General features: G+C 67.0%; 15 protein-coding genes. 8 read left to right on the top strand and 7 right to left on the bottom strand.

The annotated features are described in order from the left end of the window. Positions 1-25: 25 nt before the first annotated feature. Entirely contained in the window at positions 26-943 is a 918-nt protein-coding gene (locus tag ACV7NQ_RS32050; RefSeq protein WP_463362994.1) for a LysR family transcriptional regulator, read from the bottom strand. Between the two features lie 83 nt (positions 944-1,026). Here ACV7NQ_RS32050 and ACV7NQ_RS32045 point away from each other — a divergent pair, with 83 nt between their 5' ends. Next, the gene (locus ACV7NQ_RS32045) at positions 1,027-1,341 is read left to right on the top strand and encodes a hypothetical protein (protein ID WP_463362993.1); all 315 of its coding nucleotides are present in this window, start codon (positions 1,027-1,029) and stop codon (positions 1,339-1,341) included. Between the two features lie 74 nt (positions 1,342-1,415). Here the strand turns inward: ACV7NQ_RS32045 and ACV7NQ_RS32040 are convergent, their stop codons facing one another. From ACV7NQ_RS32040 to ACV7NQ_RS32030, 3 genes are all read right to left on the bottom strand, one after another. After that, positions 1,416-2,930: a flavin-containing monooxygenase gene (locus tag ACV7NQ_RS32040; RefSeq protein ID WP_463362992.1), complete on the bottom strand. Its 1,515-nt coding sequence runs from the start codon at positions 2,928-2,930 to the stop codon at positions 1,416-1,418. A gap of 52 nt (positions 2,931-2,982) precedes the next feature. Beyond that, the gene (locus ACV7NQ_RS32035; RefSeq protein ID WP_463362991.1) at positions 2,983-4,299 is read right to left on the bottom strand and encodes a cytochrome P450; all 1,317 of its coding nucleotides are present in this window, start codon (positions 4,297-4,299) and stop codon (positions 2,983-2,985) included. A gap of 101 nt (positions 4,300-4,400) precedes the next feature. Then, a complete protein-coding gene (locus ACV7NQ_RS32030) occupies positions 4,401-5,636 on the bottom strand; it encodes a cytochrome P450 family protein (RefSeq protein ID WP_463362990.1) in 1,236 nt (411 codons plus the stop codon). Positions 5,637-5,804: 168 nt separating this feature from the next. On the opposite strand from ACV7NQ_RS32030, the gene ACV7NQ_RS32025 reads away from it, so the two are divergent. The 3 genes from ACV7NQ_RS32025 (at position 5,805) to ACV7NQ_RS32015 (ending at position 7,985) form a co-directional block, all read left to right on the top strand. Next, positions 5,805-7,055 (top strand): MFS transporter, encoded by a 1,251-nt coding sequence (locus ACV7NQ_RS32025; RefSeq protein WP_463362989.1) that lies wholly within the window; start codon positions 5,805-5,807, stop codon positions 7,053-7,055. Next, positions 7,052-7,591: an N-acetyltransferase family protein gene (locus ACV7NQ_RS32020; RefSeq protein WP_463362988.1), complete on the top strand. Its 540-nt coding sequence runs from the start codon at positions 7,052-7,054 to the stop codon at positions 7,589-7,591. Before ACV7NQ_RS32025 ends, ACV7NQ_RS32020 begins: the two co-directional genes overlap by 4 nt. A gap of 109 nt (positions 7,592-7,700) precedes the next feature. Continuing rightward, positions 7,701-7,985, top strand: a complete 285-nt coding sequence (locus tag ACV7NQ_RS32015) for a hypothetical protein (RefSeq protein WP_463362987.1) — start codon at positions 7,701-7,703, stop codon at positions 7,983-7,985. Positions 7,986-8,017: 32 nt separating this feature from the next. Here the strand turns inward: ACV7NQ_RS32015 and ACV7NQ_RS32010 are convergent, their stop codons facing one another. Together ACV7NQ_RS32010 and zapE are read right to left on the bottom strand one after the other, a co-directional pair. Beyond that, positions 8,018-8,812, bottom strand: coding sequence for a tyrosine-protein phosphatase (locus ACV7NQ_RS32010; protein WP_463362986.1), 795 nt, complete (start codon positions 8,810-8,812; stop codon positions 8,018-8,020). Between the two features lie 159 nt (positions 8,813-8,971). Further along, a complete protein-coding gene (gene zapE, locus ACV7NQ_RS32005) occupies positions 8,972-9,991 on the bottom strand; it encodes a cell division protein ZapE (protein ID WP_463362985.1) in 1,020 nt (339 codons plus the stop codon). Positions 9,992-10,026: 35 nt separating this feature from the next. Between zapE and ACV7NQ_RS32000 the strand changes: the two genes are divergently transcribed. From ACV7NQ_RS32000 to msrB, 4 genes are all read left to right on the top strand, one after another. Next, the gene (locus ACV7NQ_RS32000) at positions 10,027-10,788 is read left to right on the top strand and encodes a pyrimidine reductase family protein (protein WP_463362984.1); all 762 of its coding nucleotides are present in this window, start codon (positions 10,027-10,029) and stop codon (positions 10,786-10,788) included. 32 nt (positions 10,789-10,820) lie between these two features. Beyond that, entirely contained in the window at positions 10,821-12,377 is a 1,557-nt protein-coding gene (locus ACV7NQ_RS31995) for an alpha/beta hydrolase (protein WP_463362983.1), read from the top strand. A gap of 68 nt (positions 12,378-12,445) precedes the next feature. Further along, the gene (locus ACV7NQ_RS31990; RefSeq protein ID WP_463362982.1) at positions 12,446-13,789 is read left to right on the top strand and encodes a glycosyltransferase family 87 protein; all 1,344 of its coding nucleotides are present in this window, start codon (positions 12,446-12,448) and stop codon (positions 13,787-13,789) included. A 47-nt stretch (positions 13,790-13,836) separates the two neighbouring features. Further along, positions 13,837-14,280 (top strand): peptide-methionine (R)-S-oxide reductase MsrB, encoded by a 444-nt coding sequence (gene msrB, locus ACV7NQ_RS31985; RefSeq protein ID WP_463362981.1) that lies wholly within the window; start codon positions 13,837-13,839, stop codon positions 14,278-14,280. A gap of 241 nt (positions 14,281-14,521) precedes the next feature. Here msrB and hemQ read toward each other — a convergent pair whose 3' ends face one another. Continuing rightward, entirely contained in the window at positions 14,522-15,217 is a 696-nt protein-coding gene (gene hemQ, locus ACV7NQ_RS31980; protein ID WP_463362980.1) for a hydrogen peroxide-dependent heme synthase, read from the bottom strand. Positions 15,218-15,451: the final 234 nt, after the last annotated feature.

Raw genomic sequence — 15,451 nt, 5'->3', positions numbered from 1 at the left:
ATCGCGCGCGCACAGTTCAGGTGTGTCAGTCGTTGGCGGTGGGCTTCGGGGCGGGTGAGTCTATGGCGCTGGTGAGGACTGTTCGGATCAGGGTGCGGAGCCAGCGGTGGGCGGGGTCGGGGGTGTTGCGGGGGTGCCAGGCCATGGTGATGGTTATTTCGGGTAGGGGGAGGGGGATTTTGAAGGCGCGTAGGCCGAGGGCGGTCAGGGTGGTGGCGCTCAGGACGGCGGGGGCGGGGCAGATGAGGTTGCCGGCGCGGACGGCGAGTAGGGCGGTGGTGAGGTCGGGGACGGTGGCTACCACGCGGCGGGTGCGGCCGTGTAGGGCGAGGCGGTCGTCAATGGGGCCGCGGACGCGGCCCAGGCGAGAGATTGCCAGGTGGGCGGCGGAGGCGAAGGCGGCGACAGTGACGCGGTCGGTGACGAGGGGGTGGTCGGGGGTGGCGACGCCGATTACGCGGTCACCGAGGACGCGTTGGACTGTTGTTTCCGGGTCGGTGCGGTCGATGACGCCGATCTCGATATCGACTCGGCCGTCGCGCAGTGCTGCGGTGCCTTCGAGGCTGTCGGGGAGGAAACGCACTGTGATGCCGGGCGCTTGGGTGCGGACGGCGGCCAGGAGTGGTGCGGCGAGCTCGGTGAGGACCATGTCGCTTGCCTGTAGCGAGAAGCCGCGCTTGAGCGCGGCGGGGTCGAGGGCATCGCGTGGGGTGAGAAGTGCGCGGCCCTGTTCGACCAGTGCGCCCACCTCGTAGCGCAATTCCAGTGCGCGGGGTGTTGGCACGAGATTGCGGCCTGCCCGCACCAGCAGAGGATCGCCGAGCACGCGGCGCAATCGGGCCAGGGTTCGGCTCATCGCGGGGGCCGAGGTGTGCAGCCGTTCGGCGGCCCGGGTGACGCTGTGGGTGTCCAGCAGCGCATCCAGAGCAACCAAGAGATTCATGTCCAAGGCTTCCACCACTGGATTATCACCAGTGGAAAGACTGGATACCAACATTGCGTTGGTGATAATCCATCGCGTTTCCGATGGTGTGGTCGGACAGCGCCGATTCACCGATCACGAAATCCGTTACGTCGCTGCACCTCGACCCGCAGGCGGGATGCGGGTCGTCAGTTGACGAGCGCGCCACAGGTCCCGACACCGCGATAGCCATCGACGGAGAAACCCACCGCGCGTCGACCCCGATGTCCGCGAACACAGCACTCCCCCTTCGGGTAGCTATCACCGCCAACGGCGAGAATGCCTACTCCAGCAACAAACGGGCACCGCGCAGTACGGTCCGTGGCGCGCCGAGCAGCGCGCGCCTCGAGCAGCGCGCCCTGATAGCGGCCACCCCATAGCGTTGCACGACCTCGACGACAGCCAACGGCCACCTGAACGGAGTCCTCCGACCGACCGACAGACGGGCCCGGACCTACCTTCCAGCCGCCACCTGAATACCCGGCGTGGTCTCGTTCGCCTTCGCGCGCCGCTCCCCCAGCCCACGGTAGGAGGACGGTTTGATCGGCCGGAACCATTGGGCGACGCGGGTTCTCAAGGGCAGCCGGTAATCGAGGTCGGCGAGCATTTCGTCGATGTTGTGGATGGAGAACGGGGTGATGGCGGTGCCGTGGGCGTGGTGGCCGTGGGTGCGTTCGGCCATCCAGCGCAGGCGTTCGTCGACCTGCGCGCGCATGTCATCGGTCGAGGGCAGCGCGATGCGGCCGGTGAGCAGGGCGGCGGTCCAGTGCGCGGCGACCTCGGCGTTGAGCGCGCTGATCAGCGAGGAGTTGTAGCCGGCGAAGGTGAGGTTGCGGACGCCGACCGGCACGATCTGGCGGTGCAGACGGAAATTGCCGTCATCATCGGTGAGCTGGCGCTGCACATACGGGGTAAGGAACGGGACGCGCTGGTGGTACCCGGTGGCACAGATCACTACGTCGGCCTGGACCGCCTCACCGGTGGACAACTGCACAGCGGTTCCATCGTCGTCGCCGAGCATCTCTGTGATGACCGAATCGCGATACACCGCGATGCTGCCCGCAGCCACCTGTTCGTAGAATCCTTCGGTGGTGAGGCTGACGGTGCTTTCGGCGATCTCCTCGAAACGCCCCTCCGGCACGAGACCGAGTTCGCGCAGGTTCATCTGCTTGGTGGCCAGTTCCTGGATGACATCGAAGTTGGTGTCGCGGAACGAGTGCCCGCTACCGTGCAAGAAGCGTTCGACCCGGCCGAGATCCTGGTAGCGGAAGTGCGCTTCGCCCAACCGGGTCAGCATCAGTCGCTCGTAGTCCAGCACGCGCCCCAGCTTGCGCGGAAACTTCCACAGCAGTCGCCGCGCCACCACCGAGGTCGAGGCCGCGACATGACTGACCGCCTCGGCGATATCGCACGCCGACTTGCCGTAACCGACGATCACGACGGACTTGCCGCGCACCATTTCGGCGTTGAAGAACTCCGAGGCGTGACCCATCTGTCCGCCCGCGCGGCGAAACCGATCGGCGCCGTGGAAGTCCGGGATCACGGGATCGCTGAATACGCCGTTGGCGATCACCAGGTGATCACACGAGGTGCGGTGGATACCACCCTCGTCACGGATCTCCAGCAGCCAGCCGCTGTCCACCGGATCGGCGGCGACCACTTCGGTACTGAGCCGCAGGTGCTCGCCGAGGCCGTTGTGGCGGACGTATCCGTCGAGATACTCCTGCATCTGCTGCCCGTCGGGCACGCGCGGGTAGTCCGCGGGCATCGGGTAGTCGGAAAAGTGATATGTGTGCTTACTGTTCTGCGCCTGCAGCCCGGGATACCGGCGCGTCGCACTCCATACGCCCCCGACGTCGGGGCTCCGGTCGAATACTTCGACCGGAAAGCCCTCTTGGCCCAACACCTTCGCGCAGGCGAGGCCTGCGATGCCCGCACCTACGATCGCGATGCGGTTCCCGCTCGTCATGGGACGGAGATTACGTCGCCAGCGCCCGTGCTGGCAAAGTCTCCTGCAGATTTCATCCGACCGAGCGGGGCGTGACGACCATCCTGGCCTTGCCGCGCGGCACGGTAGTGATGTTGCGTACATGCCCGCGTTCCGGTGTCGCACCGGCAGGCACGGAGAGGCGGTAGCGGGTCAGGATTTCGCGCAGCACAGCAGTGCCCTCCATCAGCGAGAAGCCCGCGCCGATGCAGCGGCGCACCCCGCCGCCGAAGGGCAGCCACATATTCGGCTCGACCTCGCCGTCGAGGAAGCGCGACGGCCGGAAGACCGCGGCGTCGGGGTAGCTGTCCGTGCTGCGGTGCGCCAGCAGGATCGAACAGCTGACCACGGTGCCCGCGGGCAGCTGCCAGCCGCCGATGGTCACGTCCTTCGTGAGTTTGCGGACCGCGCCGGGAATCACGGTGCGCAGCCGCATCGCCTCCTTCATAACGGCTTCCAGGGCCTTGTCGTCGCCGCTGCGGACCGCCTCGAATGCCTGCCGCTGGATATCGGGGTCGACGGCGAGTTCGTGCAGCGCCCAGGACAGCGCGGCGGCGGTGGTTTCGTGACCGGCCAGCAGCAGGGTGATGAGTTGGTCGCGCAGTTCGGCGTCGGTGAGTGGCGGTTCGGTGTCCGACTCGCCGCCCGCCTGCAGCAGTCGCGACAGCACATCGGTGCGTTCCGCGAGGTCGGGTGCGGTGCGGCGGGCCGCGATTTCGGCGTACAGCAGGTTGTCGATGGCGACCAGGTTGTCGTGGAAGGCTTTCCACGGTGCGAACCGCGCCAGCGTGGGTTTGAGCAGACCGATGTACTGCACGGTCCCGATGGTGACGATGCGATGCAGCCGCGGCGCCAGTGCCGCGCGGGTGCGCTCATCGGTGACGCCGAAAACCACTCGCATAATGACCTCGAGGGTGAGCGCGTTCATCCGGTCGAGGGTGGTCACCGTCGAACCTGGCCGCCAGCGTTGTACTTCCGCACCGGCGATCTCGGCGACGAGGTCCCGATAGCCGCGCAGCGCCGCGCCATTGAAGGCGGGCATGAGCAGCCTGCGGGCCCTGGCGTGCTCGGCCTCGTCGGTCATCAGCACCGAATGCTCGCCCATGATGGGGCCGAGGATCTGGTTTCCTTCGCCGGCGTGCAGCTCGCGCGGGTCGCCCGCGAAGATCTGCTTGATGTGTTCGGGGCGGCTGAAGACGACGAGCTTGTCCGCGAAGGGCGGCACCCGCAGCGAAAAGACGTCGCCGTAACGCCTGCGCAGCGGCGGCAGGATCAGGGCACGGCGGCGGATATACAGAAAGCTCTGCACGAAGACCGGCAGCGGCGGCCCCGGTGGATACGTCGCGGTCATCGCTTCCTCCGAATCCGACGCCGGACGCGTCCGCGCGTCCGGTCCTGAGCAATGTCGCACATCCCGCCGACAACGCGAAAGACCTGCCCCGCCCCGCACGGTCAGTGCAGCACGGGCGCGCCCTGCGGGTCGACCGGCAGGTCGTGCAGGCCGCGGATGAGAATGCTTTCCCGCCAACGGATATCGCTGTCATCGACGGCCAGTCGCAGGTCGGGGTATCGCTCGACCAGCTTGGTGATCGCGATGCGCGCCTCCAGCCTGGCCAGGCCCGCGCCTAGGCAGAAGTGGATGCCGTGGCCGAAGGCTATGTGGCCGTTGGGTGTCCGCTGCGGATCGAACTGCGCGGCGTTGTGGAAGTGCCGTTCGTCGTGGTTGGCAGAGCCGAGTGCGACGAGCACCACTTCGCCCGCGGGAATCTCCGTGCCGCCTAGGGTGATCGGCGTCGTAGTGAAGCGCAGGGTCGCCACATTGACCGGGCCGTTGAAGCGCAGCATCTCCTCGATCAGCGGGGGCACGGCGTCCGGGTTCCCGTGCAGCGCGCGGTATCGCGGCAGATCGCCGAGCAGGGTGAGCACCGTGTTGCCGATCAGGTTCACCGTCGTCTCATGCCCGGCGATCAGGATCAGGAAGATCATCGAGATGAGTTCGTCGTCGCTGAGGCGATCACCGTCGGCCTTCGCGGCGATCAGATCGGAGACGAGGTCGGCGCCGAGCCCCTCGGCCCGGCGCTTGGCGACCAGCCCGTCGAAATATTCGGTCATGGCATCGGTCGACCGTCGCATCTCCTCGGCGCCGGCCATGGTCGGATCGACTACCGCTGCCGACCATTCGCGGAATTGGTCGCGGTCCTCGGCGGGCACGCCGAGCAGTTCGCAGATGACCGTGATGGGCAGCGGAAACGCGTACTCGGTAAGCAGGTCCACCGGTCCGGACGAATCCGCGCGGCGGTCGATCGCGTCCAGGAGTTCGTCGGCGATGGCCTGCACTCGTGGCGCGAGCGCGTCGATCCTGGACGGGGCGAAGGCCGGGGTGACCAGGCGGCGCAGTCGCGAGTGGTTGGGCGGATCGGCGTTCAACAGGTGGTAGCTGAGGCGCTGATCGGACGCGCTGATGCCGCTGTCGCCCACCGAGGCGCGGCGGGCCTGCACTCCGGTCGTCGAATGCGGGTCCTTGCCGATGGTGGGGTTGCGCAGGACCTCGCGGGCCAGGTCGTAGTCCACCACCAGCCAGGCGCGCACGCCGGTGCGGAGCTGGATCTCGTGCACCGGGCCGGTCGCGCGGAGCTGCTCGTAGAAGGCGTACGGCGTACGAAAGAAATCCTGCGGCAATTGCCTCATTCGATCGACCTCCCTGCGTTCGTGAGTGTTGTTGCGCGCCTTCGATAGTGGCACGCCGACACAGCTCATGGCCACCGCATACCTACGCGGAATGCGCGGCCGGAGCGCGAAAGGTGATCCCGCCCGGTTCGCCGGGCATGACAGCAGCGGCGTCGCTACCCTCCGGGCATGAGTTCGATTGCCCCTGTCCTGCGGGCCGCCCGGATCGCGAACTCCGTCGCGTTCGGGTTGCAGGGCTTCTTCTTCGCCGTGGTCCTCACTGAACTGCCCCAGCAGAAGGAACGCTTCGGCCTGTCCGACGGGCTGATCGTCGGGTCGGTGGTGTTGGTGTCGCTGCTCGCGGGCGCCGGCAGTGTCGCGGCCGAACAGTTGGCGATCCGCTGGTCGAGCCGGACCACGCTGCGCATCGGCCTGCTCGGGATCGCGATCACCGGCTGCGCGATCGCTATGGCACCGAACACGATCGTGCTGCTGGTGGCACTCGGCTGCTATGGGATCGCGGTCGGCATCGTCGATGCGAGCACCAATATGCAGGCGGTGTTCATCCAACACGGGTACGGGAAGTTCATCCTGGCATCGTTCTATGCGGCGTGGAGCGCCGGTTCGATAGCCGGTGCGCTGTTCGTATCCGGTTGCGAGGCCCTGAACGTCACGCTGCGCGAGTCGGTGCTCACGGCGGCGGGCGTGGTGCTGGTGCTCGGGTTGGCGCTCGGACCGCGGCTGCTGGGCACCCGGGAGGCGGAAGCGGGTCCGGCGGAGCTGAGCCCGGCCGACAGCGAATCCGGAGCATCCGGCGCGGCGGGACCCATTGGCACCGTCGCACTGTCGGCGTATCTGGCGTTCGGCATCTCGATGGCGCTGGTGTTCGCCATCGACCTCGCGGTAGGCAACTGGTCGGCGCTATACCTGACCGACGATCTGCTGGCCAGTTCGGCCACCGGAGCCCTGGCGCTGGCCGCGTATCAGGGCACGTCGCTGATCGCCCGGCTCACCGGTGATATCTGGGTGCGGCGCTATGGCCCGCGCCCGGTGGTTCGGGTAGCCGCCGCGATCGGCGTCGTCGGCTTGACCGTGGTGGTCGCCGCGCCGGGGCCGGTGATCGCCGTCGTCGGCTTCCTGATCGCGGGTGTCGGGATGCCGGTGATCGCGCCACTGTGCTTCAGCGAGGCCGGACAGCTGACCAGCGGACGCGCCCTGGACGCGCTGATGGCCCGGCTGAACCTGTTCAACTATGCGGGCACGCTGGTCGGTGGCGGGGTGGTCGGCGCGATCGCCGCCGGCTTCGGGCACCGGGCCGGATTCGCGATCCCGCTGCTGTTCGCGGCGATCCTGATCGTGCTCGCACGCGTATTCCATTCGCGTTCCGAAGCAAGCAAATTTCTCGCCGCGGGCAACGATCATGTTGTACTTGACAGATGACCAACATCCCAGTCACGGTCGACCGGGCTGGCCTGTGGGACGCCGAGGCCCTCAGTGACGTTGCGGCCGCGACCTTTCCACTCGCCTGCCCGCCCGACGCCACCGCCGACGACATCGAGATCTTCATCAGCGAGGTCCTCTCCGGTGAGCGTTTCGGCGAATACCTGACCGATCCCACCCGGACCGTGCTCAAGGCAGTCGCGGACGATGACATCGTCGGTTACGCGATGTTGCACGCCGGAGACCCAGCCGACGCCGAGGTCGCCAAGGCGGTGGATCTGCGCCCGGCCGTCGAGATCAGCAAGATGTACGTGCTGCCCGGCCATCACGGCAGCGGGGTGTCGAAGGCGCTCATGCGCGCCGCACTGCAACGAGCCCACGAGGACGGCGCCGCCGGTGTCTGGCTCGGCGTCAACCAGGAGAACACCCGGGCTCAGCGGTTCTACACCAAGCACGGGTTCACCCGAGTCGGCGCCAAGACCTTCCACGTCGGCAACCAGCTGCACCACGACTTCGTAATGCGAATGGTCTTCTAGCTCTTCACGAAATCGATCAGTGCCGCATGGAAAGTCGGCTCGATGACGCCATCAGGTGATCGCCGGGCACCATCGTCAGTGTGCTGGCGTTGGTATCGGCCGCTACCCCGTGCTGCAGAACGACCGGGACACCGTCGCCGCATTGGCCGTTCAGACCGCCTTCATCACAACGGTTTTCACACTGAGCGTGCTGGTCGGTGCGAACGCCGGGAAGATGAACGTGCCCGCGAGCAACATCGTCGCTGCCAGTGTGAGTGTCGGGCTGCTCGGACTGGCCGTTGGCACGATCACCCCGCTGCTGGGCGCGGTGACGGGAAAGCACTCGATCACGATGGCGGCGGCGGCGCTGGTCGCGCTGATCGACCGCTGGGACGCCGAACGCAGCAATTCCTGACCGCACGCCGGAGCAGGTCACCGCTGAGGATTTCAGGCCAGCATCTTCGCCTTCAGCGCCGCGACGTCGGCGGCGGACAGCTTCAGGCCGTCGCGGACGTAGTTATCGAAGCTGCCGTAGGTCTTGTCGGCCTGGTCGAAGGCGGCGTCGAGCCATGGCTGCTGGACGCCGTTGAGGGTGTCGTTCGGGCCGGTATTGCGGTACTGGTTGGACAGCAGGTAGTCCTGAGTGACGGTCGCGCGGTCGACGCCGAGGATGGTCAGCAGGACCGCGGAGCTCCAGCCGGAGCGGTCCTTGCCCGCGGTGCAGTGGAACAGCACGGCGCCGTCGTCGGTGTCGATGATGTCGCGTAGCACCGAGGAGAACGCCTGGTTGGCGCCGGGGGCGGTGATGAAGGCGCGGTAGAGGTCGTCGCCGCCCGTCAGGGAGGTGATCAGGGTCTGCGGCGGCGCCTGGCCGATGACGTCGTCCCAGTGCGCGGTCGCGTCGGCGGGCACCTTGTCCTGGCCGATGGTGCGTTCGAAGACCGTGCGCAGGTCGTCGACGTAGCGGACATGACGCTGGGTCAGGTCGGCCAGGTCGGCGGGGGTTGCGTTGTTGAGCTGGCCGGTGCGGTACACCAGGCCGGTGCGCACGAAGCGGCCGTCGGTGGTTCGGTAACCGCCCGCGTCACGGGCGTTCTGCACGCCCTGCAGGTTCAGCGAGCGGTCGAACGCAGTGGCCGACGCACTGGGCTGATCGGCGAGCGCGACTCCTGCCACGGGCGCGAAGGCGACGGCGAGACCGGCGGCGAGTGCCACCGGCACACGAATCGAACGACTGACCATGACAAGTGCTCCAATCGGTTGAACGAACGGTCCCCCCGATGTCGTCGACACCACCCAACCAACTGAAAGATCAGTAGGTCAACCTTCTACGCCGCCACCGGGACAGAAGCTCGATCGAACACCCTGTCGCGGGCCGAGCTCGCGTCGAATGTGAGCTGCCTATGCCGCAGCCGCCTCGAAACGCGACAACGCCAGCAGTCGCGAAATCGCGCGCAAGTACTTCTTCCGGTAGCCACCCTCGAGCATTTCCTGCGAGAAGATCTCGTCGAGTTTGGCGCCGGACACGGTGACCGGGATGCTCGCGTCGTAGAGCCGGTCGGCGAGCACCACGATCCGCAGCGCCACCGCCTGGTCGTTCACCTGGTGCACGTTCGAGATGAATACCGACGACACCCCGGAGATCAGCGCGCCGTACTTGGACGGGTGCAGTGTGCTCAGGTGCTTCAGCAACGCGTCGAACTCGTCGAGCGTGGAATCCGGTGTGGCAGTGGCCTGTTCGGCCAGCAACTCCGGCGAGGTCGGCTCCGGCGCCGGCGGCAGATCGCGGTGGCGATAGTCGGGGCCGTCGACGCGCACCGCCTCGAAGATGGAGCCGAGCTTTTTGATCTCACGCAGGAAGTCCTGCGTAGCGAAACGGCCCTCACCCAGCTGACCGGGCAGCGTATTGGAAGTCGCGGCAATCGATACCCCGCGCGCGGACAGCTCGGTGAGCATCCGCGAGACCAGCATGGTGTCGCCGGGATCGTCGAGTTCGAATTCGTCGATGCACAGCACGCTGTTGGCCGACAGCCGCTCGACGGCGTTGTTGAAGCCGAGCGTGCCGACGAGATTGGTGAGCTCACCGAAGGTGCCATAGGATTTCGGCGCGGGTGCGCTGTGGAAGATAGAGGCGAGCAGGTGGGTCTTGCCGACACCGAAGCCGCCGTCGAGATACAGCCCGGCGCCGCTGATCGGCTTCTTCTTCCCGAACAGGCTCTTCTTGTTGACGGCCTGGTGGGTTTTGGAGACCAGCCCGGCGAAGTCCTCGGCCTTGCGGACCGCGGCCGCCTGACTCGGTTCCTCGGGATCGGGAATGTAGGTGGCGAAACTGACCTCGTCGAACATGGGCGGGGGCACCATCTGGGCGACCAATTGGTCTGCCGGAACCTCCGGATGGCGATCGACAAGGCGTTCTTGCATGGACAAAGCCTAATGACGTGGTGTGATCTAGCTTCATGCAGCGTAGCCACAATGCGATCCAGCTCACAGGTCTGAGCCAGGACGATCTTGCCCAGCTGTACGCCTACCCCAACCAACTAGACGCACCCTGGGTCCGAGCGAATTTCGTGTCCAGCATCGACGGCGCCGCCACCAGCGACGGACGGTCCGAAGGGCTCGGCACGCCCGCCGACAAAGCGGTGTTCATGATGCTGCGCGAGCTGGCCGAGGTGATCCTCATCGGCGCGGGCACGGCGCGTGCCGAAAACTACGGCGGCGCACGCACCGATCCGCAACGCCGCCGCGATCTCTACGACCGCGGCATCGGCGGCCATCGCGACGGCGACCCGCCGCCGATCGCCGTCCTCACCGCGAGCGCCTCGATCGAACCGGGCTCGCGGCTGTGCACCGACACCACCGTCCCGCCACTGATCGTCACCACCGCCGCGGCGCCGCAGAAACGCAAGCAGCAACTGACCGACGCGGGCGCGCGGGTGATCGAGGCGGGCGAGCTCGCGGTGACTCCGAACGGGCTGCTGGGCGCGCTCGACGGGCTCGGATTGCGCCGGGTGCTGTGTGAGGGCGGCCCGCATCTGTTCGGTGAGCTGCTGGAGGCCGACGCGATCGACGAGCTGTGCCTGACCACGGCACCCGTGCTGGTCGGTGGTACGGCCCGGCGAATATCGCTGTCCGCACACGAGTTCCGCACCCCCATGGCCCGCGAACACATCCTGCTCGATGACGACGGCGCGATGCTCACCCGTTGGGCCCGTCGATGAAACAACCGCCGGCACCTGGCAGGCTGTAGCGCATGCGCTGGACTCGGGCCGCCGTGCTGGCCTCGTCACTCTCGATCATGATCGCCGGATGCGGTGCGGGACCCTCCGATCGCCCCGGTGTTGCCGTCGAGCGCCCGCCCGCCGTCGGGGGGTCCGCCACCACGTCGGCTGCGGCGCCGCCACCGCGGGCCGAGGTACCCAAGACCGACCTCAGCTGGCACGAGTGCACGGCGCCGACGCTCGATCTGCTCGGCCTCGGCCCGGCGCCGGCCGGACTCATCCTCGACTGCGCCGAATATTCGACACCGATCGACGCGTCGGGTGGCGTGCTCGGCAGCTTCCGCGCTGGTGCGATGCGCGCCCGGCTGCCGCAGACTCCCGCCGACGCCGCCCCGCTGGTGCTCACCTCCGGCTCGGATCGGTCCTCCTCGGCCACGCTGGCCGGGCTGGCGGTCGGACCGGCGAGCGGGCTGCTGGCCGCCCGTCCGATCGTCGCGGTGGACCGGCGCGGCCTCGGCACCTCGCAGCCGATCGACTGCCTGCCCGTCGACGTGCGCCGTGGCATGGCCGACAACGCCCAATTCGGTCCCGGCGCAAACGATCCCGCCCAGGCGATGACCGGATTCAGCCAGGACGCGACCATCGCCTGCCGCGATTTCCTGCACCCCTACGAGGGCACCTTCGACGCACCGCATGCCGCCGACGACATCGAGCAGCTGCGCAAGCAGTGGCAGGTCGACCACATCGACCTGCTCGGCAGCGGCAACGGCGCCAAGGTCGCGCTCAGCTATGCCCGCAAGTTCGGCGACCACCTGTCCCGGCTGGTCCTCGACTCCCCCGAAGCCGTCGGCGCCGACGCCACCACCCGCGCCGAACAGCAGGTCCAGGGCGCCGAGGCGGCACTGACCGCATTCGCCCAGCGCTGCACCGGAATCAACTGCGCACTCGGCGCCAACCCGCGCGCGGCGATCACCGACCTGGTCAACCGGGCCAGCACCGGCGGACTCGGCGATATCTCCGCGAACGCCCTGCTGACCGCCGTGACCGGGTTCCTCGGCAGTCCGCGCGCCGACCAGGTCAATCATGTCGCCGAACTCGCCGACGCACTGTCGGCGGCAGGCCGCGGCGATCGCGGCACGCTCGGCAACATCATCCTGCGCGAATCCGCCGCCACCGCGAGCGATGGCCAATTCGTCAACCGCTGCACCGACAGTCAGACCCCGCCGAGCCCGACCAGGGCCAAGGAACTCAGCGACGAATGGGCCCAGAAATATCCGGTCTTCGGCCGATCCGCCGCCATCGCGATGATGGCGTGCGCCGCCTGGCCGGTCACGCAGGCGCCGCCGATGCCCACGCAGCTCAACATGCCGGTTCTCGTCCTCGGCGGGAGCGCCGATCCGGTGGTGGGCAACGCCGGCCAGGCTTCGGTGACGGGTGCGCTCGGCGCCGCGGGCGCCCGGCACGCGTCGCTGACATGGGAGGGTTGGGGGCATCCGGTCTTCAGCCATTCCGGGTGCGCGCAGCTGGCTCTCCTGGACTATCTGAAGGACGCGAAGCTGCCTGCGGACGCGACCGCATGCCCCGCATGATCCCCTGGTCCGGCGCGCTGGACAGGTCTCCGCAACCGCCATGAGGTGATCCGGTGTACCGTGCCCCAGTGTTACTTCGACAGCTCGAGCCGCGCACCGCTCGTACGACCGCCGAAGCGATCAAATTCGCACTCTGGCCTTTAGCGGTCATGACTGTGCTCAATCGGGTGTTCATCAAGGGCATCAACGGTTTCATCACCGATGATTTCAAGCCGGTCTACAACGCGTCGCTGGCTTTCCTCAACGGCCGCCCGGTATACACCGCGAACTTCGACTCGGTCGACCCGCACTATCTGTACCCGCCGAGCGGCACGCTGCTGATCGCGCCACTTGCGCTGATCGATCCGGAAAAGTCGCGCTGGTGCTTCATCCTGCTGAACGCCATCGCCATCCTGGCCGCGTGGTATCTGCTGCTGAAGCTGTTCAAGTTCACGCTGTCCTCGGTGGCCGCGCCGGTGCTGCTGTTCGGGATGTTCATCTCCGAAACCGTCACCAATACGCTGGTTTTCACCAATGTCAACGGGTGCGTCCTACTGGCCGAGGTCGCCTTCATCGATCTGTTGCTGAAACGGCGAGACCTATGGGCCGGGGCGATACTGGGATTGAGTATCGCGGTGAAACCGACACTGGCGCCATTGGTCCTGATCGCGGCCGCCCGTGGGCAGTGGAAGGTCTTCTACACCGCGATCGGCGTGCCCGTCGCGCTGACCGCCATCGCCTGGCCGCTGTCGAAGGACGCCGACAAGTTCTTCACCCGAACCGTCCGCTACATCGCCGAGTCCAGGGACTACTTCAACAGCGCGATCGTCGGCAACGCGGCATACTACGGGCTGCCACTGTGGCTGACCTGGGGCATGCGCATCCTGATGGGCGTGCTGGTCGTTATCTCGCTGTGGCTGCTGTACCGCTACTACCGGCACGACGAAGTGTTCTTCGTGACGACCTCGTCCGGTGTGCTGCTGACCGCGTACTTCCTGCTGTCCTCGCTCGGACAGATGTACTACTCGATGATGCTGTTCCCGTTGCTGATGTCGGTGGTGCTGCGCAATTCGGTGATGCGGAACTGGCCGGCCTGGTTGGCGGTGTTCGGGTTCATGTCCTATGACAAGTGGCTATCGGACCGTTGGCAGAGTCTGGGCCGCAATATGGAGTACCTGCGCATCACCTTCGGCTGGGGTCTGCTCCTCATCGTCATCTTCTGCGTGCTGGGTGACCGGTATCTGACGGCCCGCCGCGAGGGACGGCTGCAGTTCGGCATCGACCCCAATTGGCTGGAGTCGGCGCCCGAGCCGGGCGCGGAGGCCGACCCGGCGCCGCAGCGGGCAGGCAAGACAACCGCCACCCACACCGACGACGCCGAGGACGAACGCCCTGGTCTCCGGGCCGAACCGCAAGCGAGCGCGCTCAAGTAACACGATGGTTTGCGGCGCCGCCGCCGAAAACCTATTAGCGTGGAGCAATGAGTTCTGACGCTGACACCACCCTGCCCGCGCCTCGCATCCAGCTGACGCCACAGGAGTGGAAGGCCAAGCTGAATCCCGAGGAGTACGCGGTGCTACGGCAGGCCGCGACCGAACGTCCATTCGTCGGCGAGTACACCGACACCAAGACCGAAGGCGTGTATACCTGCCGGGCGTGTGGGGCCGAATTGTTCCGTAGCACCGAGAAGTTCGATTCGCACTGCGGCTGGCCGTCGTTCTTCGACCCGGCCGAGTCCGATGCGGTGATCCTGCGCTCCGACGACACCCTTGGCATGCGGCGGGTCGAAGTGCTGTGCGCCAACTGCCACAGCCACCTCGGCCACGTGTTCGAGGGCGAAGGGTACAAAACGCCCACCGATAAGCGCTACTGCATCAACTCGATATCCCTGCGGTTGCACCCCTCGGACACCACAGCGGAGTAGTCAGTCGACTTTCGACGCTGAGCGGTACGGTACGGACGCTGGTACCGGTGCGCATGCCCCGAAATGTCGGGGCATGCGGCCGCGACGCCGGTCAGTCGCCGCAGCGCTGGCTGCCCGACGGCAGATCCACCAGAACCCGGCAGAGCAATAGACGATGTCGCGCATCGTCCCCTACCGGACACTCGCCAACCTCCAGATCGTCGGTCGGCCCGGTCCGAATCGCCGGAGGTCGAGCGCTATGTCAGGGCAGGGCTGCGATGAGCTTGTCGACCTCGACTCGCGGGCCAGTGTAGAACGGAACCTCTTCGCGCACGTGCAGACGCGCCTCGGTGGCCCGCAAATCACGCATCAGATCGACGATTCGGTGCAGTTCCGGTGCCTCGAACGCCAGGATCCACTCGTAGTCGCCGAGCGCGAACGAGCCGACCGTGTTGGCACGCACGTCCGGGTAGCCACGAGCGGCCTTGCCATGATCGGCGAGCATCTTCCGACGCTCCTCGTCGGGCAGCAGGTACCACTCGTAAGACCGCACGAATGGATAGACGCAGATGTAGTTCCCCGGGTCCTCCCCCGCGAGGAACGCCGGTACATGGCTCTTGTTGAACTCGGCGGGCCGATGCAGCGCCACATTGCTCCACACCGGCGTACTAGCCCGACCCAGGTCGGTGGTGCGCCGGAAGTCCGCGTAGGCGGCCTGCAGATCCTCGACGCGCTCGGCGTGCGTCCAGATCATGAAATCGGCGTCGGCCCGCATACCGGCCACGTCGTAGATGCCGCGCACGACCACGTCACGATCAGCGAGCCCATCAAAAAACGCCTGCGCCTCGGCGACGGCTTTGGCCCGATCTTCGCCCAGCACACCCGGTTTCACCTGGAACACCGAGAACATCAGGTACCGAATGGTGGAGTTGAGGGCCTGGTAGTCGAGTCGCGCCATGCCACCCATCGTGCCACTCCCCCGAATGAGCGCTACCCCGGGCCGATCGAAGCCACCGCGCCGACCCACTCGCGGCGGCCGTGGCCTGCCACCAGAGCCGTCCGAGGTGCCACAGCGCGACCGACCGAACCTGCCGACCCAGTCACGATGGACGTGGCCGCAACCAGCCCTGGGTAGGGCTGCTCCGGCGCCATTCGATGAGGGTCACGCCCTCTGATCGGCCGCAGCCGTGCA

It is taken from the genome of Nocardia sp. Tas62D01, assembly GCF_055232035.1.
Note: the sequence above shows the minus strand (reverse complement) of the source record. Positions and strands in the feature narration are given on the sequence as shown.